This window comes from Agrobacterium sp. 16-2014-1-2a, assembly GCF_053522705.1.
On the sequence record NZ_JBNWBX010000003.1, the window covers coordinates 16866 to 37828 of the forward strand.

A 20963-nucleotide genomic window follows, 5' to 3' on the forward strand; every position below is an offset into this window, starting at 1 on the left:
GCCGCCGCAGAGCGATACGGGCTTTCATCGGTACGGCATTCATTGTTATGGCGGGCTTGAAAGATTTGTGTTGCAGGAGCGCCGATGACCAAAACCCTGAAATGCGACGTGCTGGTGATCGGCACCGGCATTATCGGTTCCATGGCGGCGCTTTACCTGCAAAATGCCGGGCGTGAGGTCTTTCTTCTGGAGCGCGGTGAAGTTGCCCGGGGCGCAAGCTCCGGTAATGCCGGTATCCTCGCCTTTCCCGAAATCATCCCCATTCCCGCCCCCGGCATCATGAGAAAAGCACCGCGCTGGCTTTTCGATCCGCTTGGCCCGCTCAGTGTGCCGCCTGCTTATGCGCCGAAGATCGCGCCGTGGCTGTGGCGTTTCTGGCGCGCCAGCGCTGAGCGCAACTTTCGCCACGGCCTGAGAACGCTCAGCGAGATCAACCGGCTGTCTGCCACCGAAATGGCCCATGTCGCCGCCATGCCGGAGCTCTCGCACTTTGTCGCGAAAACCGGCACGCTCGATCTTTACGACAGCGAAGCCAGCCTCAACGCTGCCCGCAAGGACTGGGATGAAAAGGAACAGGCAGGCTTCTCTTCCAAGCGTGTCGCCCGCAACGAGATAGACGAATTGCAGCCGGGTCTTGCCCCGCAATTCCGCCACGCCATGTTCTCGCCTGATGGCTTGCAGGTCTCCGATCCCTACGACTTCACCCGTGCCATTTTCGACCTGGTGATCGCCCGTGGCGGAAAGCTGCGCAAGGGCGAGGCAGAACGCATCGACGCCGTCGGCGAAAGTACGATCGTGACCCTGGAAAACGGCGACAAGATTGACGCCGACAAGGTGGTGATCGCCTGCGGCGCGTGGTCCAAGCCGCTTGCCGCAACACTTGGCAACATCGTGCCGCTGGAAACCGAACGCGGCTATAACACCACCCTGCCCGCCGGCGCCTTCAACCTCACGCGCCAGCTTTATTTCAACGACCACGGTTTTGTCGTTACACCGCTATCTTCCGGCATCCGCGTTGGCGGCGCAGTCGAGTTGGGCGGTCTGGAGTTGAAGCCGAATTTCAAGCGATCCGAGGCCATGCTCAAAAAAGCCGGTCGTTTCCTGCCCGGTCTCAAGGTTGAAGGCGGCCAGCAATGGATGGGGTTCCGCCCTTCGATGCCGGACTGTCTTCCCGTCATCGGCACGGCGCGCACCACACCTTCCGTCATCTATGCCTTCGGCCATGGTCATTTGGGGCTGACGCAATCGGCAGCTACCGCCCGCCTCGTGACGCAACTGGCAAACGGCGAGGAGACCGCAATATCGGTCGATCCGTTCCGTCCGGGGCGTTTTTCCTGACAATGCGGAAATCCGGTTTCAAGCCGGTTAGAGTTTCTACGGTTTAGCGGACGCCTGCACGCTATTTCACCTGCTGTACGGAATCTTCCGGAAACTCCACCGTGGCGAAGGATGGATAGACCTTTCGCAGGATCGTCACCTGCTGCTGATCGCTCACGCGCAGCAAATACCATTGCGTACCGTCTATAAGCGCCAGGGTATGGGATTTCGCTTCGATCGTCTGGCCGCCAGTTTCCATTACCGTTTTCGTCGGAACGAGCGCATAGGGTGTTCCATCAGGCGTCTGCTGCACACTGATCGCCGCCGTGTCCATGGTGAATTCGGTAATCTTGACTGCTGCAAGCGCCATTTGCATCTGCGTGGTCAGAGCGCTACGCAACTGCCCGACGGAAACACCCGCGTCGTTTGCAATGAATTCAAAGATTTTCGGCGGCACCGTCCGGCCGACAAAATCAAAATCCTGCGCATTCAAGGCGGCGCTGAACCGCTCTATCTGTGTTTGCAGCTTGTCTTGCTCAGACGGCAAAAGATCGCGCGACAAAGCGGTATGCGACATAACCGCCAGCAATAACAGCCAGGCAAACAGGCGTTTCATTGCTTCGCCTTTCCGGGTTTGGGCTTGCCGGTAGCAAGGCATCGCAGCGTCCGCGCCGCGACACGCTTGTGAACAGCGTTGTTCAGCGCAGCAGAATGAAACCCGCAGCCGAAAGCACGAGGAAAACGATAAGGCCGCCAAGGAAACCCACGGACGTGAAGAAACCCGCGACCATGGCCAGCATCAGCACGCAGACCAGCATCGTGCCATACTTCGTCATGGCAAGAAAAGCGTTGTAGGTCTTTTCATGCTCGGCGTAGTTCATCTCGGCGCCAACTTCGACCGGACCTGTGTGGTGTTCGCTCATTCCGCTTCCCCTTCTGCTCCATCCGCCATACCCGCCGCACAAGACAATTTGCCCTGCGGACGATAACGGGCCCATGCCGGATTCTCCGGGGCCAGAGGTAACATGAAGTCGGCGAAAAGTGCAATGCGTTCCACACGAAAGAACATCGATGACAAGCGGGGCAAACGGTATGCCGTGCAAAGCGTGCCGTCGTGCAACATTCTTTTGTAAACGGTTGAAAACGGCGGCCATACGGCCGGTTTAATAGTGGTTTCGGTTGCTTTTCGGACAGCCTGCCCATACACGGGATTCTGTGGGGAGGAACGCCGGAATTTGGCTGTGCGGATACGCGTGGAGGCGTGCCCGTCACGATGGCCGACCGGCTTGCTTGCCACCATAACCCGCAAAGGGCCCGGCAAGGGAAGAGGGGAAAGTCATGAAACCGCTTTTGAAATTAAGTGCGCTGATCGACCTTGTCAGCGAAGCTCTGGGCAAGGTCGCCGGTTATCTGGTGCTTGTCTGCTGCCTCGTCAGCGCCGGAAACGCCATGGTGCGTTATACCTTCAACTATAGTTCAAACGGCTGGCTCGAAATCCAGTGGTACATGTTTGCCTTCATCGTGCTGGTGGGTGCCTCCTACACGCTGCGCATGAATGAACATGTGCGGGTGGACATCATCTACGGGGCTATCTCGTCTCGCACGCGCCTGTGGGTGGACATCATCGGCATCGTACTTTTTCTTATGCCCGCCTGCTTTTATCTGGCCTGGCTTTCCTGGCCGATGTTCATGCTTTCCTGGCATCAGAACGAAATGTCCTCCAATGCCGGCGGGCTCATCCGCTGGCCGGTGAAACTCATCATCTTCGCCGGTTTCGCCCTTCTGGTTCTTCAGGGATTTTCCGAACTCATCAAGCGCATAGGCGCCCTAAACGGGCTTTATGCGCTCGATACGAAGTACGAAAAACCCCTGCAATGATCGCCGCGATCTGAACCTTCAGGATATTTCCCATGTTCGAATATGGAATTCTTCCGCCACTGATGTTCCTCGGCATGATCATCTTCATGCTCTACGGATTTCCGGTTGCTTTCTCTCTTGCCACCGTCGGTCTGGTTTTCGGCGTCATCGGCATCTTCACCGAGCATTTTTCGCCGGCCTTCCTTCAGGCCTTGCCGCTGCGCATCTTCGGCATCGTCTCGAACGACCTGCTGCTCGCCATTCCGTTCTTCACCTTCATGGGCGCGATCCTGGAGCGATGCGGGCTTGCCGAAGATTTGCTTGAAGGCACGGGCAAGCTGTTCGGCGCCATTCCAGGCGGCCTCGCCTATGCCGTCATCATCGTCGGCGCAATCCTTGGCGCGATCACAGGCACGGTTGCCGCCTCCGTCATCACCATGGGTGTCATCTCGCTGCCAATCATGCTGAAATACGGTTACAATCCGCGCCTCGCCACCGGCGTCATCGCCGCATCCGGCACCATCACGCAGGTCATTCCGCCTTCGCTCGTGCTGATCGTTCTTGCCGACCAGCTCGGTAAATCCGTGGGCGACATGTATCTCGGCGCGATTGGCCCGTCGATCCTGCAAGTCGCCATCTTCATGCTCTTCATCCTGTTCATGTCGATCGTGCGGCCGAAGGATTTGCCTGCTTTGCCGCCAGAAGCGCGGGGCGAACTCAACCGTGCACTGGTATTTCGCGTGCTGGCGGGCATGGTGCCCTCCATCGTGCTGATCTTTCTCGTGCTCGGCACCATCTTCCTCGGCCTTGCAACACCAACGGAGGCCGGCGCGCTCGGCGTCGTCGGCGCCATGGCGCTGGCCGCAGCCCACCGCCGCCTCACCTGGGATCTCGTCAAGCAGGGCATGCATTCCACCATGCACATCACGTCCATGGTGGTGTTCATTCTGGTAGGCGCCACCTGCTTTTCCCTCGTCTTTCAGGGCATGGACGGTTCGCTGTGGATCGAGCACATGTTGTCGGGCATTCCGGGCGGCCCGATCGGCTTCCTGATCTTCGTCAACATCTTCATCTTCTTTCTCGCCTTCTTCCTCGATTTCTTCGAGATCGCCTTCATCGTCATCCCGATGCTCGCACCCATCGCGCAGGCGCTCGGCATCGACCTGATCTGGTTCGGCGTGCTGATCTGCATCAACATGCAGACCAGCTTCATGCACCCGCCCTTCGGTTTCGCGCTGTTCTACCTGCGCTCAATCGCGCCGCGCACGGTCAAGACCTCGGATATCTACATGGGTGCCATTCCCTGGCTCGGCATGCAGCTCATCCTCGTCGCCATCGTGATCTTCTGGCCGGAATCCGTCACCTACTGGTTGGACAAAGCACCCCAGGTGGATCTCAACTCCATCAAGATCGAAGTGCCTGCCTTCGGCAATCAGGGCGGCAACACCATGCCCAATTTCGGCCTTCCAGGAGGCCAGCCGGGTGGGTTGCCAGGCATGCCTAACCTCGGTGAACCACCGAAGATCGGGCCTTAACCGGCGTCTTTTGCGGATTTTTCGGAGAACTTATCATTGCTGTGTGGAAGACAGGGTTGCACCCCTGCCTTCCATTTACTCTGTGTGGAAATTGAACCTGACAGTCATCGACCAGCCTGTCCGGTTTTTCCGAGGTCAGCGTGGCCAATCCTTGCCGAGACTGCGCCTGGTCACTGAGCCTGCTGCTTTTGCTTCCGACAGCCCCAATCGTCAATCGCCCTTTCCTGGCGGGCGGATGCAGGCGCGACGGCACAACAAAAACCCCGGGGACCGAAGTCCCCGAGGCTTTTGTCCGGTCCGCCGCACCGAATAATCAGAGCTTGCCGTTACGCTGCTGGATCATCATGAAAGTATCGAAAGTATATTCCGCAAGCTGCATCCACAGGTAACCCTCGCGCTTGAAGGCAACCTGATCCTCGTAGATCTTCTTGAAGTCCGGGTTGGTTGCTGAAATATTGGCATAGACTTCCAACGCCGCCTTATAGCAGGCCTCGAGGATTTCCTGGCTGAAGGGCCGCAGCACGGCACCTTCCGAAACCAGCTGCTTGATGGCGATCGGGTTTTTCGCGTCGTATTTCGCCATCATGCTGGTATTGGCGAAAGCGCAGGCATCCTGGAGCACCGTCTGGTAGTTCTTCGGCAGGCTGTTCCACTTGTCCAGATTGACGAAGGAATGGATGACCGGGCCGCCTTCCCAGAAGGCCGGGTAATAATAATATTTCGCCACCTTCTGGAAACCGAGCTTGTGGTCGTCATACGGACCAACCCATTCCGCAGCGTCGATGGTTCCTTTTTCCAGCGCCGGATAGATATCGCCGCCGGCGATCTGCTGCGGGACCACGCCGAGTTTTTCCACCACTTTGCCGGCAAGACCGGCAATGCGCATCTTCACGCCCTTGAAATCGTCGACGGTGTTGATTTCCTTGCGGAACCAGCCGCCCATCTGGGCGCCGGTATTACCTGATATCATGCCGTAGAGATTGTGCTTGGCGTAGAACTCGTTGAGCAGCTTGTTGCCGTTGCCTTCGTAGAACCAGGAATTGGTCAGGCGGGCATTAAGACCGAACGGTATCGCCGTGCCGATAGCGAAGGTCGGATCCTTGCCGACGTAATAATAGGAGCAGGTATGGCACATTTCCACCGTACCCGATGATACGGCATCGGCTGCTTGCAGGCCGGGCACGATTTCGCCAGCCGCAAAGGGCTGGATGGTGAAATTGCCGTCGGTAGCGGCCGCCACATGTTTGGCAATATCCTCGGCGCCGCCATAGATTGTATCGAGAGACTTCGGAAACGACGACGTCAGTCGCCAGGTGATCTTGGTATTCTGTTGTGCAATTGCGGGCGCAGCCAAGGCTGTCGCAGCAGCCCCCGCCAGCGCACCTTTTTTCATAAAGGAACGGCGATCCATCTATATCCTCCCAGATATCAACGCTGCCCGCAGCTTGAATTCCCCTCGTGCTGTTCAGGCATCGCAGCAAAGTAAGCACGGTTACCGCCCAGCTGACAAGCACCCGCGCCAAGAATTAATTGCCGGAAAACCAGCCATATCAGGATTTTTTCGGCGGCCTCTTCGCTATTTTATTTGCAACTGAAATATCGCGACGCCGCCTTATACTTTAGCCGCATATATTGCGTTCCGAGGACGAAACACATGCTTGACTTGGCCCGCTGGCAGTCGCACAAATTTTCGAAGATTCGCCCCCGGAGCCACCATGCCAAAACCGATTATCGCCGTCCCCGCCGACATCCGGCATTTCACCGGAGCCGACTGGCACGCCGCGCAGAACCAGTATCTTTCCGCGGCGCTGAAGGTGGCTGATGTCATGTCCTTCATCGTTCCGGCCTTTGAGGACGGCAATGAGGTCGATGCCATCCTCGACCGGGTCGATGGCCTGCTCGTCTCCGGCTCGGCCACCAATGTCCACCCTTCTCTTTACGGAAAAGAGGCACAGGAGAGTGACGGCCCGTTCGATCCAGCCCGCGACGCCACCAGCCTGCCGCTGATCCGCCGGGCGTTGGAACGCGGCATTCCGATGCTTGCCATCTGTCGCGGCATTCAGGAGCTGAACGTCGCGCTGGGCGGCACGCTTGCTTCCGAAATTCAGGAACAGCCCGGAATATGGGACCACCGAAAGCCGGAACATGAAGACCGCGACGTGGCCTTCGCCATCCGCCAGCCGGTGCATGTGCGCGAAGGCTCCTGCATTGCGCAGCATCTTGGCGTGTCGGGAGAAATCCAGATCAATTCGCTGCACCGGCAGGCAATTGCCGAGACCGCGCCACGCCTGCAGGTGGAGGCGACAGCGGCAGACGGCACGATCGAGGCCGTTTCCGTCATCGATGCCAAGGGCTTTGCCGTCGGTGTGCAATGGCACCCGGAATATTGGGCCGAGACAGACGCACCCTCGCGCGCTTTGTTCGAAGCTTTTGGCAAGGCAGTTCACGAGTACCGGAACAGCAAGACCTGAAACCGACCCCTCCCCTCCAAGGCCATTCAGGTCCTTGTCGATAGGACAAAAAAAGGGGCAAGCCTGAAAGCCTGCCCCAGGTCCGGGAGGAGAAGTGCTTAGCGTTTTGCGCGTTTCTTCTGGCGGTAGACGTCAGCGACGACCGCAGCCACGATGATCAGTCCCTTGACGATCTCCTGGTAATAGGCATCGACCCTGAGGAACGTGAAACCGGATGTCATGACACCGAGAATGATGGTGCCGATCACTGTGCCGGTAATACGGCCAGCACCGCCGGCGAGCGAAGTGCCGCCGATAACGGCAGCGGCGATGGCGTCGAGTTCATACATCACACCCATGCCGGCCTGCGCCGTCTGTGCACGGGCGGCGGTGACGACGCCTGCAAGACCGGCCAGCATGCCGGCAATGGCATAGACCTTGATCAGATGCGCCTCGATATTGATACCGGAAACGCGGGCGGCCTGCTGGTTGGCGCCGATGGCATAGGTGAACTTGCCGTAACGGGTGTAACGCAGCGCAACGTGGAAAATAACCGCGACGACGAGGAAAACCACGACCGGCCAGACACCTGTACCGATGAAGGTGAAACCGTCGGTCAGACCGGAAATCGGCTGGCCCTTGGTGTACCATTTGGAAAGGCCGCGCGCCGTCACCATCATGCCGAGGGTTGCGATGAAGGGCGGGATTTTCGTACGCGCTATAAGCTGCCCGTTGATGAAACCGGCCAAGGCGCCAGCCAGAATGCCGACAGCCAGCGGCATGAAGAAAGGCAGATCGGTCAGACCCGGGTAAAGCGCCCGCGGCCATGTGGAGGCCTGCCCCACGCTGGCGGACAACATCGCCGTCAGACCGACGACCGAACCGGAGGACAGATCGATGCCGCCGGTGATGATGACCTGCGTGACGCCGACGGCGATGATGCCGATGACCGACACCTGCAGGATCATGATCGTCAGGCGCTGCTGGTTAATCAGAAAGCTCTGGCCGATGAAAATCCAGCCAAGAATTTCGTAAACCAGCGCGATGCCAATCAGCACGAAAAATATATTTGCTTCGGGCGGTATGCGCCTGTGCGGCTTGCGTCCGGATTTTGCATCCAACTCTGCGTTGGCGGCGGCGTTCGTATTCATAGTCATTCCTCCTCGAGAAATCCCGGCGCGCCTCACCGCGATGCGAGATCCATCACTTTCACCTGTGTGGCTTCACTTCTGTCAAGGAAGCCCGTCACGCGACCTTCATGCATGACCATGATACGGTCGCTCATGCCCAGAACCTCCGGCATTTCGGAGGAAATCATGATGACGGCGACGCCATTGCGCGCCATCTCGCCAACCAGCTTGTGGATTTCGGCCTTTGCGCCAACATCGATCCCGCGCGTCGGCTCATCCAGAATGAGGATGCGTGGCTGTGTCAGCATCCAGCGCCCGATCAACACCTTCTGCTGATTGCCGCCCGACAGGTTTTCGATGCGCTCGTAAAGATTGGGCGTCTTGACCCGGAGCTTGCGGCACATGTCGTCGCAGGCTTCCGAAAGCGTCTTTTCCTGCACGAAGCCGTTGGCGACATATTTGTCCTGTAGAACCGCGATCTGCATGTTCTCAAGAATATTTAGGATCAGCAGGCAGCCGGTATCCTTGCGGTCTTCCGTCAGGAACGCCATGCGGTGACGGATCGCCTCTGTTGGACTTGCGATCGACACAGGCTTGCCGTTGATTTCCACAGTGCCCGAAGACGCCGGCGTAACGCCGAACACCGTTTCCGCCACGTTCGAGCGGCCAGAACCGACAAGGCCGGCGACACCTAGAATTTCCCCGGCGCGAACATCAAATGACACGTCATGGAAGACGCCGTTCAGCGTCAGGTTCTTGACCGACAGCACCACATCGCCGATCGGGACCTCTTCCTTCGGGAACATCTGGGTAATTTCGCGCCCCACCATCATGCGGATGATGTCGTCTCGCGTCACATCGGTGGACGCGTGGGTGCCGATATATTTGCCGTCGCGAAAGACGGAAAACTCATCGGCGATCTCGAAAAGCTCATTCATCTTGTGAGTGATGTAGACGATGCCGATACCGCGGTCCCTGAGGTCGCGGATGATGCGGAACAGATGTTCCACCTCGCGCTCAGTCAACGCTGACGTCGGTTCGTCCATGATGAGAACGTCGGAGTCGTAGGAAACCGCCTTGGCGATTTCGACCATCTGCCGGCTTGCGACCGATAGTTCGCCGACACGCATTTCCGGATCGAGATCGATACCGAGCCTTTCGAGCAATGTCTGGGTGCGGCGATACATTTCGCCATGGTCGATAAAGCCCAGTCGGTTTTTTGGCTCGCGGCGAATCCATATATTCTCCGCCACCGTCATATAGGCCATCAGGTTGAGTTCCTGATGGATCATCGCAATGCCGTTTTCGAGCGCATCAAGCGGTGAATCGAGGCGTATCGCAGCGCCCTTCAGCCGAATTTCTCCGACATCCGGCTGGTAGATACCTGCCAGAATCTTCATCAGCGTCGATTTACCGGCGCCATTCTCACCCATCAGCGCATGCACGGTGCCGCGCTTGAGGTGGAACGAAACGTCATCCAGCGCGACAACGCCGGGAAATTCCTTGCGTATGCCGTCCGCTGCGAGAAGATATTCTGCATTGGGCACGGCGCCGCTGGCGCGCACGGCGGCCATTGTCGATGGGCTGACGACCATCTTATCCTCCACGATAGACAAAAATGACCGGGGAAGAGGTTTCGCCAAAAGGCGCCCATCCTCCGGGGAGGCTTACAGCGCCGTGCCGATCAAGACACACAAGAGCGCTGTAACACTTTAAATTCACTGAAATACTATTCTAGCCTGGTTCAACTCGGCGTCTGACGCGCCGACTGCCGTCCAGAACCGGCATTTGCTTCCGATATTGCTTGAAACGGTCGCAAATGCCGGTAAAGGGTCGTCAGTTCTTGGCTACGTAGTCCTTGACGTTTTCCGGGGTAACGAGCTGGAAGGGAATGTAGACCTTCTTGTCAACCTTGTCGCCCTTGACGAGCTTCAGTGCGGCATCGAGAGCACCCTTGCCCTGGCCAGCCGCATCCTGGAAGACCGTCACGTCGAGATCGCCTGCCTGCATGGCGGCAAGAGCGTCCTGCGTGGCGTCCACACCGGCAACGACATATTCCTTCATGTCCTTGCCCGCGGCCTTCAGAGCCTGGATAGCGCCGATCGCCATTTCATCGTTATTGGCGATGACAGCATTGAACTCGATACCGCCGGACAGCCAGTTGGTGACGAGGTCGGAACCCTGCGTGCGCTGCCAATTGGCCGTCTGCTCTTCAACCACGGAAATGCCCTTGCATTCATCGGTTTTCAGAACATCGTGAACGGCCTGCGTGCGCATGCGCGCGCCCTGATTGGACAACTCGCCCATCATGATCACGGCCTTGCCCTTGCCACCGAGAAGGCGGCAGACTTCCTTGGTTTCAAGCGTGCCGGCCACAGTTTCTTCCGATGCCACGAAGGCCTGGCCGTCTGGCAGGGAATCCACGTTTACCGGCTGGCGGTTGACGTAAACCAGCGGAATCTTGGCTTCAGCAGCAAGTTTCGACATGGCCGCCGTCGCATCCGTATCAACCGGATTGACGATGATCGCATCGACCTTGGAGGCGATGAAATTCTGGATCTGGCTCTGCTGCTTGGCAACGTCGTTCTGCGCGTCCTCAACTTGCAGGGTGACGCCCTTCAGCTCCTTGGAATAATCCTGCATGCCGTTGCGCAGCACGGTCAGGAAGTTGTCGTCGAACAGGGCCATCGAAACACCGACGGTCTCGGCATGTGCCGCCGTGCCCAAAAGCACAGACATAGCCGCACTGATAATAAGCTTTTTCATTGTTTTCTCCTCCTCGGTGTCCAGCGCCACCTCTCCCAGCCGGAAACGGACCCGAGAGCCCGCCGCTAACTCCTCACATCCAGAAAACGGAATAATGAAACCGAATTTCTGTTGTTCGATATATTTATTCCATTTTTGGTTCGAACGTCAATGCTTTCTTCGTGGTCGTGGAGCGAGACGGCACACAAGGCGGTGATGATCAGGAGTTTTCAGAGAAAACGGGGATAGCCCCCTCCGCCCTGGCGTGGGCGGAGGGGGCTCATGCGCTTGCTGAGCACTTTCGCGGAAGTCGCTGGGCTGCCTGCGATAAAACATCACGGACAAATGGAAGAGTTGGACGGGCGCGAAAGACGCCACGTCTTAATCGTGAAAACCGGGCATCACATCCGCCGGAATGGGGCAGACATAATCACTGCCCTCGGTTTTTTCCAGCCATTCTTTTTTGACACTTTCAAGCAGCTCGGGCGAGGTCATCAGCGAAAGACCTGTCGATGCGAGCGTCTTGGCAGCGTGTGCCATAGCTTTGTGGGCGGCCGGGCTTTTGCCCTGCGCCACCACCTGCCATGTATGCGGATTGGTCCCGATTGCCCATGCGGGTGTCCAGCATTGCGCTGTCGGCGTCACCCAACTGACATCACCGACATCGGTCGATCCGGCACGAAAATGCGACTGCCCCTCGAAATCGCGCAGGCCGAGATGCAGCGGCGTCGACCCGTCGATCTTCCCGTTGGAAAAGACGTCGCCCTTGATCTGGTAGAGCCGGATGCTGCTTTTGATCGCCTCTTCCGTGAACGTGTCCTGAATGACCTTGGCGAAGGCCTGATCGGCCTCGTCGAAGGCTATGGGTCCAAGCGCCACCATGTTTTCATGCATCGCCGTTTCGAGTGTGATGTTGGGCAGGAGATTGGTGGAGGCGGTATCGAAGACGATCTCCACCTCTGTTTCGGTCATCATGGCCGCACCACGCGCGACCTTGTCCACACGGGCTGCGAGATCGAGCGCCTGGCGCATTTCAGGTGCGCGGATCAGATAGAGCACTTCGGCCTTTGCCTGCACAACATTTGCCGCTTTGCCGCCGGCATCGGTGATCGCATAATGCACCCGGCAATCCTGCGGCATGTGTTCGCGCAGGAAATTGACGCCAACATTCATCAATTCGACAGCATCTAGCGCCGAGCGACCAAGATGGGCGGCGTTGGAGGCATGGGAAGCAACGCCCTTGAAACGATAAAAATATTCCAGCACCGCGAGATTGTTGGTGGAGCGTACGCCGTTAAAGGGCGCGGGATGCCACGTCAGAGCCGCATCGACATCGTCAAACAGACCGGCGCGCACCATGAAAGTCTTGCCGGAACCGCCCTCTTCGCCGGGGCAGCCATAATAACGCACCGTGCCGGGCAGGTTGTTGGCTTTCAGATGCCGGGCAAGTGCGATGGCGGCCATCAGCGAGCCGACGCCGAGCAGATTGTGGCCGCAGCCATGGCCGGTGGCGTCGGGTTCAAGCGGTTTTGGCTCAGCCACGCCGGCCATCTGACTCATGCCAGCAAGCGCGTCAAATTCGCCTAGGAAGGCAATAACCGGCTTGCCGTGGCCGAATTCACCGATGAAGGCCGTGTCCATGCCAGCTACACCGCGGCGGACCACAAAGCCGTTCTCCTCAAGCGCGTTTGCCAGAACCCCGGCAGATTGCCTCTCCTCGAATTTGAGTTCGGCAAAATCCCAGATGCTGTCGCTCAAAGTGGTGAAATGTGGCTTCATTGACTCGATTTCGGCGGCAATCGACATCACGGCTTCACGGTTCATGGCTTGTCCTCGCATTCCTGCCCTTTAAGGGCGCACGCAAACGCTTCGGCGGGGGGCCGCCAAATCATTACGGTCATGATGGCAAATGCCCGCGCCGGGCTTTGCTTCCGGCGCAGGCAATATTGGATCAGTTGTCGACCGAGACTTCCCAGAGGCGGGCGTTCGACTGCCAGACCGGCTGACCCTTGAGCTTCTTGGTCGCGCCCCAGACATCGACCATGTCGTAAAGGAAGATGCCGGGCATTTCCTTCAGCATCAGTTCGTGGAACTCGTCGAAAATTTTCTGGCGCTTCGCCTGGTCGGCCTCAACATAGGCAGCCTTCATCAGCTCGATCGCCTTCGGATCATCCCACATCAGGGAGGCGTTCTTGTCCTTGTTACCGACGTAGAATGCATACATCAGGGCCGGATCGAGACGCGGCGCGACAGACTGCGAGATCACCTGATAATTGCCGGAACGGCGACGATCCACCTGCGTGGCATAGTCCAGCACCTCGATCTGTACGTTCAGACCCGCCTGCTGCATCATGGCCTGCGCCATGACGGCTGCCGGAAAACTCGGTACATTGCCGCGCTTGTTGGCGATGATAGAGATCGGCTCGCCCTTGTAACCGGCTGCCGCCAGTTCCTTCTTGGCTGCCTCGATGTCATAGGCCGGACGCTTCTTCTGGGTTTCATCGAAATAGACCGAGTCCTGCGAAACCATCGAGCCGTTGGCTTCGCCCGTACCGTTCGATGCGGCGGCGACCAGTTCATCGAGATCAAGCGCCATCGCCATGGCGCGGCGCACGCCGGGATTGCTCAGCACCTTGTCGCGGGTCTGAATATAGAAAAGGTTCTTGCCGTTGTTGCGGGCAACAATGAGCTGCATCTTCTCATTCGTCTTGAACTCCGGAATGAGATCGGGAGAAATCTCGGCGGTGTCGAGCACGCCGGATTCGAGGCCCGCCTTCACGGTCGAGGCGTCCGGAATAACCATGAACTTGATGCCGTCGGCCAGCGGCCGCTTGGAGCCGACCATGCCATCCGGCTTGCCGTCGTTCACAGGCGAAACATAATCCGCAAATTTGGCGAGGCGGATATATTCACCCTTCTTCCATTCGTTCCACTGGAACGGACCGGTGCCGATGGGCTTGACGAAGCTGCCGTCAGCGGCAACAGATTCCGGCGAGATCATGCCGGTATAACCGCATTCGGGCCGCGACATCAGGCCGAGGAAAACGGCTGACGGCTTTTCAAGCGTAATCTGAACCGTGGAGGCGTCCGTAGCCTTGACGCCGGTGACATGCGCGGCACCGCCTTCCACGAAATCATTCAGGCAGGCCCATTTGGTTTCGGGCTTCAGATAGCGCGTCCAGTTCCAGACGACATCTTCTGCGGTGAGCGGCTTGCCGTTATGGAATTTTACGTCCGCGCGCAGCTTGAACGTATAGGTGAGGCCATCTGGCGAAACCTCGAAGCTCTCGGCAAGCAGCGGCTTTACTTCGCCGCCATTGTTGTAACCGACGAGGCCTTCGACGATGTGCAGGATCACCCCGTCCGTATTGCCGTCACGATTGACGCCGGGATTGCTGCTGCGCAGATCGGAGCTCTGCGCGATGGTGATGTCGCGAGCCGCCGCGATATTGGCTGTTACGAGCAGGGCCGCGCCCGCGAGAAGAAGTTTGTTCACTGTTCTACCCTCTTTGTTGTCGTTGATTATCATTGTTGAAAGCCGTCCCAGCAGGCCTGCGCCAGCCGGCCAATCGTTTCGAGCGCGATGGTGTATCCCGGCGTGCCGTCAGGCATCACCTGCGGCACTTCATCGGTATAGGCGGTGATGATGAAAGACGGCGCGCCGTTTCTGTAGACGATGCCGGCGTCCATACGCCCGCGCTTTCCGCGTCCGCTCTTGCTCGCCACCACAGCCTCGAACGGCAGGCGGGAGCGGATTCCGTAGCGCAATATCTGGTTTTTTAGCGTCTGCATTGCCCAGCCGCACAATTGAGGGCTGCAGCCGAGCTTTGCCTGCGCCTCTGGCGAGGACTGGGCATCAAGAATGGTCTGAAGCAGCAGCACCTGGTCCGCCGCCGAGGTGGTGGTGACGGTCTTCAGCGGATGATCGGCCGCCAGCGCCAACGGCGGAATGAGGAAACGGTGGTGGGTATTGGCCATGCCGAGCGTCTTGCAATAGCTGTCCACCTCCTCAAGCGTCAGCCGCTCCAGCACCATCTTGGTGCAGACATTGTCGCTCAGCACCATCATGCCGGCGAGCGCATCGCGCAGGGAAATTACGATGCCTGGCGTCAGATAGCGGAACATGCCGCTGGCCACCTCTTCCGCCAGCCTCTTCTCATAGGTGACGGGCTGGTCGAGATCGAGCCGCCCTTCGCTGGCAGCCTTGAGCACTGCCATCATGATCGACGTCTTGCGGGTGCTGCCCGATGGGGTCTCCTCGTTTTCTCCCCGTCCGATCTCTTCGCCGGTCAGGAGATTGCGCACCATGAAGCGCGTCACAAAAGGCTGTGCATCACAGATAGCATTCAGTTGGGCAGCCACAGTCATTGTCATGTTCCTGTTAAACTTCTTCTTCCAGACGCCATTTGAGTGTCACACCGCCCTTTTCGTTCTGGTCGAGGGCGGGAATGGCCGAGAGGAGCCGGCGTGTGTAGGCCTCTCTCGGGCTGTCGAAAATCGTGTCGCGGTCGCCCTCTTCGATGATACGGCCGTCCTGCATGACGACGACACGGTCGGCCACCTGTTCGACCACGCCGAGATCGTGGCTGATGAACAGGCAGGAAAAGCCGTAACGTTTCTGCAGATCGGAAAAGAGATCGAGCACCTGCGCCCGCACCGTCACGTCAAGGGCGGAAACCGGTTCGTCGGCGATCAGGAACCGCGGACGGCGGGCAATGGCACGGGCAATCGCCACGCGCTGGCGTTGGCCGCCGGAAAGCTCGTGCGGATAACGGCTGGCATAGTCTGCGCCGAGCCCCACCTCTTCCAGCGTTTCCAGCGCCCGCTTGCGCTTGGCAGCCTGATCCAGGCCTGGGACGAGACGCAACGCCTCCTCCACCAGCGCCTGAATGGTCATTCGCGGATCGAGCGAGGAATAGGGATCCTGAAACACCATCTGGCAATTCAGGCGATAGTCGTTCCAGTCTTCTTTGCGTTCCCGCCCCTGAAACTGGATCTGCCCTTCGCTTTCCTTTACGAGACCGGCAATGGTGCGGCCAAGCGTGGTCTTGCCGGAGCCGGAGCCACCGACCAGTGCCACGACCTCACCTTCGTGAATATCGATGCTGACCCCATGCAGCGCCCGCTTCGGCTTGGCTTTCTTCAGCAGTGACTTGCGTCCGGCATAATCGACAACAATGTCTCGGGCTGAAATCATCGGCGCCTTGCTGGTGTCGACGACACGCGGCTCGCCCCGGAAGGGCAAAGAGGAAAGCAGCTTTTTCGTATAGGGATGCTGCGGCGCATCGAGCAGGTCTTCGGTTCGCCCCTGTTCGACAATCGCGCCCTTCTCCATGACCACGATACGGCTCGTATAGCGGGCCACCATCGGCAGGTCATGGCTGATGAGAAGGACGGCTGTTCCCTCCGCCCGTGTCAGTTCGACCATCAGCTCCATGACGTCGCGCTGGATGACGGCATCGAGCGCCGTCGTCGGCTCGTCGGCGATCAGCAGCGCCGGTTTCAGGAGCATGACCGAGGCCAGCATGATGCGCTGGCGCATGCCGCCGGAAAACTCATGCGGATAGGCAGCAAGCGCCCCTTCGGGATCGCGGATACCGACCCGTCTCAGCATCTCGAGAATTTTCTCGCGGCGCTCTTCCGGCGATAACTTGGTGTGAAGGATCAGGCCTTCTTCCAACTGCCGGCCAATCGTCATCGACGGATTGAGAGAGGTCATCGGCTCCTGGAAAACGACGCCGATTTCCGCGCCGCGCAGGCGACGAAGTTCCCTTGCCGGCAGGGACATCACGTCCCTTCCCTTGTAGATGACCGATCCACCGGTGACGGCGATTGCCGGGGGCAGAAGCGAGATGAGTGCGCGGGTGGCCAGCGTCTTTCCCGATCCGCTTTCACCGACGATGCCGAAGATTTCGCCAGGCGCAATATCGAAGGAAACATCCTTGACTACCCGGTGGCCGCTTCCCGCGACCTCCAGCGAAAGGCCGCGCACGGTAAGAAGAGTATTGTCCGTCATTTGAGACCTCTCATGCGCGGGTCAAGCCTGTCGCGAAGGGCATCGCCCAGAAGATTGATGCCGAGCAGTGTCAGCGCGATGCAGAGACCGGGGAAAAGCCCGAGCCAGACGGCCTGCTGGATGAAGGGCCGGCCAGCGGCCAGCATGTTGCCCCAGGTGGGGGCCGGCGGTGGCACGCCAAGGCCGAGGAAGGACAGTGCGCTTTCCGAGAGGATTGCCCAGCCGAACATGGATGTGGCAAGCACCGTGATCGGCGCGATGCAATTGGGCAGGATGTGGCGGAACATGGTGTAGATCTCGCCATTGCCCATCACCAGCGATGCCTCGATGAACTCGCGCTCACGCAGCGACAATACGGCGCCACGCACCACGCGGGCCATTGATGGCGTGTAGGCGATGCCGAGCGCAAAGATGATGCCGTACTGGTTGGCACCAAAGACCGCGAGAAGGCCAAGCGCCAGGAGAATGCCGGGAAAAGCGAGAAGCGCATTGTTGATGGCCATGATGACGCCATCAATCCAGCCGCGCGCATAACCGCTGACAAGACCGATCAGAGTGCCGCAGATCGTCGCGAAGCTGACCGTCAGGAAGCCGATCCAGACGCTGGCACGCGCGCCGACCATCAGGCGGCTGAGAACATCGCGCCCGAATTCGTCGGTGCCGAGAAGATGGCTGGGACCGGGCGCGGCCAGCCGCGAGGCGAAACCGAGCTTCATCGGATCATAGGGCGTCCAGAACAGGCCGGTAATGGCGGTGATGAGCAGGAGGCCGATGAGAACGCCGCCGATAAGCCCGTTGAGTGTGAACTTTTTCATTCGGCAACCACACGCGGATCGAAGAGGGGATAAAGAAGGTCGACGAAGAGATTGACCAGCACGTAGGACAGGGAAACGAACAGCAGGCAGCCCTGTATGACGGGGTAGTCACGCGCAAAGATACTGTCGACCATCAGCCGCCCGAGCCCCGGAATGGTAAAGACCGTCTCGATGACGGCGATGCCGCCGAGAAGATTGCCGAGGATGAGGCCGATCATTGTCCATGTCGGACCAAAGGCATTCTTGAAGGCGTGCCGCCAGAGGACGGCACTCTCCGAAAGTCCCTTGGCGCGGGCATGGGTAATGTAATCCAGCCGCAGCACTTCAAGCGTGGAGGCGCGGGCCATGCGGATCAGAACACCCATTTCGTGGATCACCAGCGTCATGACAGGCAGGACAAGATAGAGCATGCCGCCAACGAGATTGTCGCTGATCGATACGTATCCCAGCACCGGTAGCCAGCCGAGCTTTAGACCGAAGAACAGCAGAAGCAGAAGCCCGAGCCAGAATGTCGGTATGGACAAAAGCAGGGTTGCCGTTCCAACCAGTGCAAGATCGGTCAGGCTGTTCTGTTTCCAGGCGGCGATCACACCCGCCGGAACCGCAATCAGGCTGGCCAGCAGAACGGCGACGACGACGATCTCAGCACTGACGAGGAACCGCGACACGACCAGCTGCAATACTGCCTCGTCGTTGACGATGGACCGGCCGAAATCGCCCTGCACCACATTGCCCGCCCAGATGACGAACTGTTGCGGCATGGACTTGTCGAGACCAAGCTCTGTTCTCATCGCCTCGATCTGTTCCGGTTGCGCCATGTCGCCCAGCATCAGGGCGGCCGGATCACCCGGAATGAAGCGGATGAGCGCAAAGACCGTGATCGACACAAAGGCGATCGTCGGCAGCGCCATCAAAAGACGGCTCAGTATGAATCTTATCATCGGTTCCCCACGATTGATGGCCGGGAACGTGCTCCCGCCTCTATCGGTTTCGTTGCGAATGACTATGACGGATTGATAAATAACGCGCAATATTATGCATAAACGTCATATGCCTATGCAGAATGGTGGCACGTTTCATCCTGACAGGGACAATGAGATTTCTCGTGAAAAACCCTGTTTTCAGTCGATTTTTTGCGAAAGCTGGATTTGCTGCTTCAAGGCGTCGCTGAGTGCCTGCGCCGCGATGGACAGCGGTGCGCCCGATGCCCGGGCAAGACCGAACTCCTGCGTTGATTGCGGAATGAAGGGCAGCGCCACGACGGGGAGGTGCCTGTAGAGGTTAGCATAAAAACTGCTGATGATCGTAACGCCCAGACCATGCGCGACATATGCACATGCGGAACTGTTGGTGTGGGTCTCGATCTTCACCATGGGCTTGACGCCCGCCTTCTTGAAGACCTGCTCGAGCGCCATGCGGTTCGGCCGCTGCCGGCCGATCAGAATGAGCGGAATGTTGCGCAGGTCCTTCACCGTTATCTCGGTAAGCTCGGCTAAAGGGTGATCCTGACGGACCACGCAGACGCTTTTGCCTGTGGCGACACGCTCGACATCAATGCCCGGTCCAATCTCACCTTCCATGCGCAGGAAACCGAGGTCGATCACCCGCTCGCCAACCAGCCTGTTGATGGCGGTGGTCGTTTCAAAAAAAGTCTCGATGCGCACGCCGGGGAAATCCCTGACATAGTCTATCAGCATGGCGGGCGCGAAGTTCTCCCACATGCTGCTCGGCAGGCCGATGCGGACGATTTCCGGACCGGCAGCACCATTGCGCAGATCTTCGGCGTGGCCGGACATGCGATCGACAGCAAGCAGCACATTTTCCGCGTCACGCGCGAGAAGCGCTGCCTCCGGCGTCGGGATCAGCCGCCCCTTGTCACGGGCAAACAGCGTCAGCGACAGGTCCGCCTCGAGCTGAGCCAGAAGCCGGCTGATACCGGACTGGCTTAGCCCCATGGCCTTGGCGGTGGCGATGGTCGAGCCGGTGGAAAGAAGCGTGCGAAGGACTTCGAGCTGCTTGATATTCATGAGGCCAGCACCATGGGATGAAAAGACGAGCCGGTTTCGGTTCAGACCTTTTGCCGCCGATAGGCCTTCATGTCACCGGTTTTTTTAGCATTGTCATTCGGCCCGGTCGGTCGCCGGTTACAATTCCACGTCATAGACCCTGTCGTGGGTGGCAACACGGGCCTCTCCTGTTGGAGTCACCCAGCCCCGGAACATGCCGGGCGTATTATAGGGTGCGGCAATGCCGCCTTCGGCATCGATGGCGACAAGACCCGCACCGATATCGTAGGGCGCCAGATCCTTGTGGACGAGGTTGCCGGCGGCGGTTTCCAGATCCTGCCCGAGATAGGCGACACGGGACGCGATCTCATGGCCGACGACGTAACGGATGAAAAATTCACCCTTGCCGGTGCCGGAAACGGCGCAGGCGCCGTCGCGTGCATAGGTGCCCGCCCCGATCACAGGGCTGTCACCCACCCGGCCGTCAGGCTTGTTGGTGTAGCCGCCGGTGGATGTCGCGGCTGCGAGATGCCCAGCAGCATCGAGTGCCACGGCACCGACGGTTCCGTGTTTTTCGTTTTCCGTCGCTTCCGTACCTGCCGTGGCATGGGCCTTCATGGCCGCCAGCGCCTCGACACGCTTTTGCGTGGTGAAGTAGGATTGAGGCTCCGTGGCAAGCCCCTTCTCCTGCGCAAACCGGTCAGCCGCTTCACCGGTGAGATAGACTGCGCGTTCGTCCTCCATTAGCACCCGGGCCGCCTTCACCGGGTTGCGGATGGCGCGGGAGGCGCTGATTGCGCCTGCCGCAAGGGTCTTGCCATCCATGATCGACGCGTCGAGTTCGTGAATGCCATTCTCGTTGAGCGCCGCCCCATGGCCTGCGTTGAAATGCGGGCTGTCCTCCATAACGACGACTGCCGCCTCAACCGCTTCCAGCGCAGTTCCGCCAGCCTTGAGCACACCATAACCGGCGCGCAGTGCCCCCGCCAGATCGTGGCGCGCCGCTTCCCATTCCTCCGGAGTCATGCTGTCTTCCGGCATAACCCCGCAACCACCGTGAATGGCCAGTGCGATCTTCGTCATATCCTCACT

Annotated in this window: 18 protein-coding genes; 4 read left to right on the top strand and 14 right to left on the bottom strand. The window is 58.9% G+C overall.

What is annotated here, in order from left to right:
• Nucleotides 1–84: 84 nt before the first annotated feature.
• Nucleotides 85–1338: an NAD(P)/FAD-dependent oxidoreductase gene (locus ACQZ45_RS11735; RefSeq protein ID WP_003510975.1), complete on the top strand. Its 1254-nt coding sequence runs from the start codon at nt 85–87 to the stop codon at nt 1336–1338.
• Between the two features lie 61 nt (nt 1339–1399).
• Here the strand turns inward: ACQZ45_RS11735 and ACQZ45_RS11740 are convergent, their stop codons facing one another.
• Together ACQZ45_RS11740 and ACQZ45_RS11745 are read right to left on the bottom strand one after the other, a co-directional pair.
• Nucleotides 1400–1933 carry a hypothetical protein gene (locus ACQZ45_RS11740; protein WP_413373049.1) on the bottom strand — a complete coding sequence of 178 codons (534 nt, stop codon included), beginning with the start codon at nt 1931–1933 and terminating at the stop codon, nt 1400–1402.
• 82 nt (nt 1934–2015) lie between these two features.
• Entirely contained in the window at nt 2016–2240 is a 225-nt protein-coding gene (locus ACQZ45_RS11745; protein WP_003510978.1) for an aa3-type cytochrome c oxidase subunit IV, read from the bottom strand.
• 415 nt (nt 2241–2655) lie between these two features.
• Here ACQZ45_RS11745 and ACQZ45_RS11750 point away from each other — a divergent pair, with 415 nt between their 5' ends.
• Both ACQZ45_RS11750 and ACQZ45_RS11755 read left to right on the top strand, forming a co-directional pair.
• Complete coding sequence (locus ACQZ45_RS11750) at nt 2656–3195, top strand: TRAP transporter small permease subunit (RefSeq protein WP_003510982.1); 540 nt, start codon at nt 2656–2658, stop codon at nt 3193–3195.
• Between the two features lie 32 nt (nt 3196–3227).
• The gene (locus ACQZ45_RS11755; RefSeq protein ID WP_003510985.1) at nt 3228–4709 is read left to right on the top strand and encodes a TRAP transporter large permease; all 1482 of its coding nucleotides are present in this window, start codon (nt 3228–3230) and stop codon (nt 4707–4709) included.
• Between the two features lie 313 nt (nt 4710–5022).
• On the opposite strand, the gene ACQZ45_RS11760 is transcribed toward ACQZ45_RS11755, so the two are convergent.
• Complete coding sequence (locus tag ACQZ45_RS11760; RefSeq protein WP_003510986.1) at nt 5023–6120, bottom strand: TRAP transporter substrate-binding protein; 1098 nt, start codon at nt 6118–6120, stop codon at nt 5023–5025.
• 304 nt (nt 6121–6424) lie between these two features.
• On the opposite strand from ACQZ45_RS11760, the gene ACQZ45_RS11765 reads away from it, so the two are divergent.
• Nucleotides 6425–7180 (top strand): gamma-glutamyl-gamma-aminobutyrate hydrolase family protein, encoded by a 756-nt coding sequence (locus ACQZ45_RS11765; protein WP_080801247.1) that lies wholly within the window; start codon nt 6425–6427, stop codon nt 7178–7180.
• 98 nt (nt 7181–7278) lie between these two features.
• On the opposite strand, the gene ACQZ45_RS11770 is transcribed toward ACQZ45_RS11765, so the two are convergent.
• From ACQZ45_RS11770 to ACQZ45_RS11820, 11 genes are all read right to left on the bottom strand, one after another.
• Entirely contained in the window at nt 7279–8310 is a 1032-nt protein-coding gene (locus ACQZ45_RS11770; RefSeq protein WP_113291570.1) for an ABC transporter permease, read from the bottom strand.
• A gap of 32 nt (nt 8311–8342) precedes the next feature.
• A complete protein-coding gene (locus ACQZ45_RS11775; protein ID WP_003510992.1) occupies nt 8343–9884 on the bottom strand; it encodes a sugar ABC transporter ATP-binding protein in 1542 nt (513 codons plus the stop codon).
• A 241-nt stretch (nt 9885–10125) separates the two neighbouring features.
• The gene (locus ACQZ45_RS11780) at nt 10126–11055 is read right to left on the bottom strand and encodes a sugar ABC transporter substrate-binding protein (protein ID WP_003510994.1); all 930 of its coding nucleotides are present in this window, start codon (nt 11053–11055) and stop codon (nt 10126–10128) included.
• Between the two features lie 360 nt (nt 11056–11415).
• Nucleotides 11416–12858: a M20 family metallopeptidase gene (locus tag ACQZ45_RS11785; RefSeq protein WP_113291571.1), complete on the bottom strand. Its 1443-nt coding sequence runs from the start codon at nt 12856–12858 to the stop codon at nt 11416–11418.
• 127 nt (nt 12859–12985) lie between these two features.
• The gene (locus ACQZ45_RS11790; RefSeq protein ID WP_162690576.1) at nt 12986–14530 is read right to left on the bottom strand and encodes an ABC transporter substrate-binding protein; all 1545 of its coding nucleotides are present in this window, start codon (nt 14528–14530) and stop codon (nt 12986–12988) included.
• Nucleotides 14531–14559: 29 nt separating this feature from the next.
• Nucleotides 14560–15402 (bottom strand): serine hydrolase, encoded by an 843-nt coding sequence (locus ACQZ45_RS11795; protein WP_026330689.1) that lies wholly within the window; start codon nt 15400–15402, stop codon nt 14560–14562.
• 13 nt (nt 15403–15415) lie between these two features.
• On the bottom strand, nt 15416–17050 hold the full coding sequence (locus ACQZ45_RS11800; protein ID WP_112192086.1) for an ABC transporter ATP-binding protein: 1635 nt from the start codon (nt 17048–17050) through the stop codon (nt 15416–15418).
• Entirely contained in the window at nt 17047–17865 is an 819-nt protein-coding gene (locus ACQZ45_RS11805) for an ABC transporter permease (protein WP_013761618.1), read from the bottom strand. The genes ACQZ45_RS11800 and ACQZ45_RS11805 overlap by 4 nt, the downstream gene beginning before the upstream one ends.
• Nucleotides 17862–18806 (bottom strand): ABC transporter permease, encoded by a 945-nt coding sequence (locus ACQZ45_RS11810; RefSeq protein ID WP_448742253.1) that lies wholly within the window; start codon nt 18804–18806, stop codon nt 17862–17864. The genes ACQZ45_RS11805 and ACQZ45_RS11810 overlap by 4 nt, the downstream gene beginning before the upstream one ends.
• A 180-nt stretch (nt 18807–18986) precedes the next feature.
• Nucleotides 18987–19892 (bottom strand): LysR family transcriptional regulator, encoded by a 906-nt coding sequence (locus ACQZ45_RS11815; protein WP_003511007.1) that lies wholly within the window; start codon nt 19890–19892, stop codon nt 18987–18989.
• A 117-nt stretch (nt 19893–20009) separates the two neighbouring features.
• The gene (locus ACQZ45_RS11820) at nt 20010–20954 is read right to left on the bottom strand and encodes an isoaspartyl peptidase/L-asparaginase family protein (protein ID WP_065687770.1); all 945 of its coding nucleotides are present in this window, start codon (nt 20952–20954) and stop codon (nt 20010–20012) included.
• Nucleotides 20955–20963 lie beyond the last annotated feature (9 nt).

What these genes read in the sequence shown, in the direction of transcription:
- ACQZ45_RS11735 (WP_003510975.1), top strand. Translation starts at nt 85, where the DNA reads ATGACCAAAACCCTGAAATGCGACGTGCTGGTGATCGGCACCGGCATT.
- ACQZ45_RS11740 (WP_413373049.1), bottom strand. Translation starts at nt 1,933, where the DNA reads ATGAAACGCCTGTTTGCCTGGCTGTTATTGCTGGCGGTTATGTCGCAT.
- ACQZ45_RS11745 (WP_003510978.1), bottom strand. Translation starts at nt 2,240, where the DNA reads ATGAGCGAACACCACACAGGTCCGGTCGAAGTTGGCGCCGAGATGAAC.
- ACQZ45_RS11750 (WP_003510982.1), top strand. Translation starts at nt 2,656, where the DNA reads ATGAAACCGCTTTTGAAATTAAGTGCGCTGATCGACCTTGTCAGCGAA.
- ACQZ45_RS11755 (WP_003510985.1), top strand. Translation starts at nt 3,228, where the DNA reads ATGTTCGAATATGGAATTCTTCCGCCACTGATGTTCCTCGGCATGATC.
- ACQZ45_RS11760 (WP_003510986.1), bottom strand. Translation starts at nt 6,120, where the DNA reads ATGGATCGCCGTTCCTTTATGAAAAAAGGTGCGCTGGCGGGGGCTGCT.
- ACQZ45_RS11765 (WP_080801247.1), top strand. Translation starts at nt 6,425, where the DNA reads ATGCCAAAACCGATTATCGCCGTCCCCGCCGACATCCGGCATTTCACC.
- ACQZ45_RS11770 (WP_113291570.1), bottom strand. Translation starts at nt 8,310, where the DNA reads ATGAATACGAACGCCGCCGCCAACGCAGAGTTGGATGCAAAATCCGGA.
- ACQZ45_RS11775 (WP_003510992.1), bottom strand. Translation starts at nt 9,884, where the DNA reads ATGGTCGTCAGCCCATCGACAATGGCCGCCGTGCGCGCCAGCGGCGCC.
- ACQZ45_RS11780 (WP_003510994.1), bottom strand. Translation starts at nt 11,055, where the DNA reads ATGAAAAAGCTTATTATCAGTGCGGCTATGTCTGTGCTTTTGGGCACG.
- ACQZ45_RS11785 (WP_113291571.1), bottom strand. Translation starts at nt 12,858, where the DNA reads ATGAACCGTGAAGCCGTGATGTCGATTGCCGCCGAAATCGAGTCAATG.
- ACQZ45_RS11795 (WP_026330689.1), bottom strand. Translation starts at nt 15,402, where the DNA reads ATGACTGTGGCTGCCCAACTGAATGCTATCTGTGATGCACAGCCTTTT.
- ACQZ45_RS11800 (WP_112192086.1), bottom strand. Translation starts at nt 17,050, where the DNA reads ATGACGGACAATACTCTTCTTACCGTGCGCGGCCTTTCGCTGGAGGTC.
- ACQZ45_RS11805 (WP_013761618.1), bottom strand. Translation starts at nt 17,865, where the DNA reads ATGAAAAAGTTCACACTCAACGGGCTTATCGGCGGCGTTCTCATCGGC.
- ACQZ45_RS11810 (WP_448742253.1), bottom strand. Translation starts at nt 18,806, where the DNA reads ATGATAAGATTCATACTGAGCCGTCTTTTGATGGCGCTGCCGACGATC.
- ACQZ45_RS11815 (WP_003511007.1), bottom strand. Translation starts at nt 19,892, where the DNA reads ATGAATATCAAGCAGCTCGAAGTCCTTCGCACGCTTCTTTCCACCGGC.
- ACQZ45_RS11820 (WP_065687770.1), bottom strand. Translation starts at nt 20,954, where the DNA reads ATGACGAAGATCGCACTGGCCATTCACGGTGGTTGCGGGGTTATGCCG.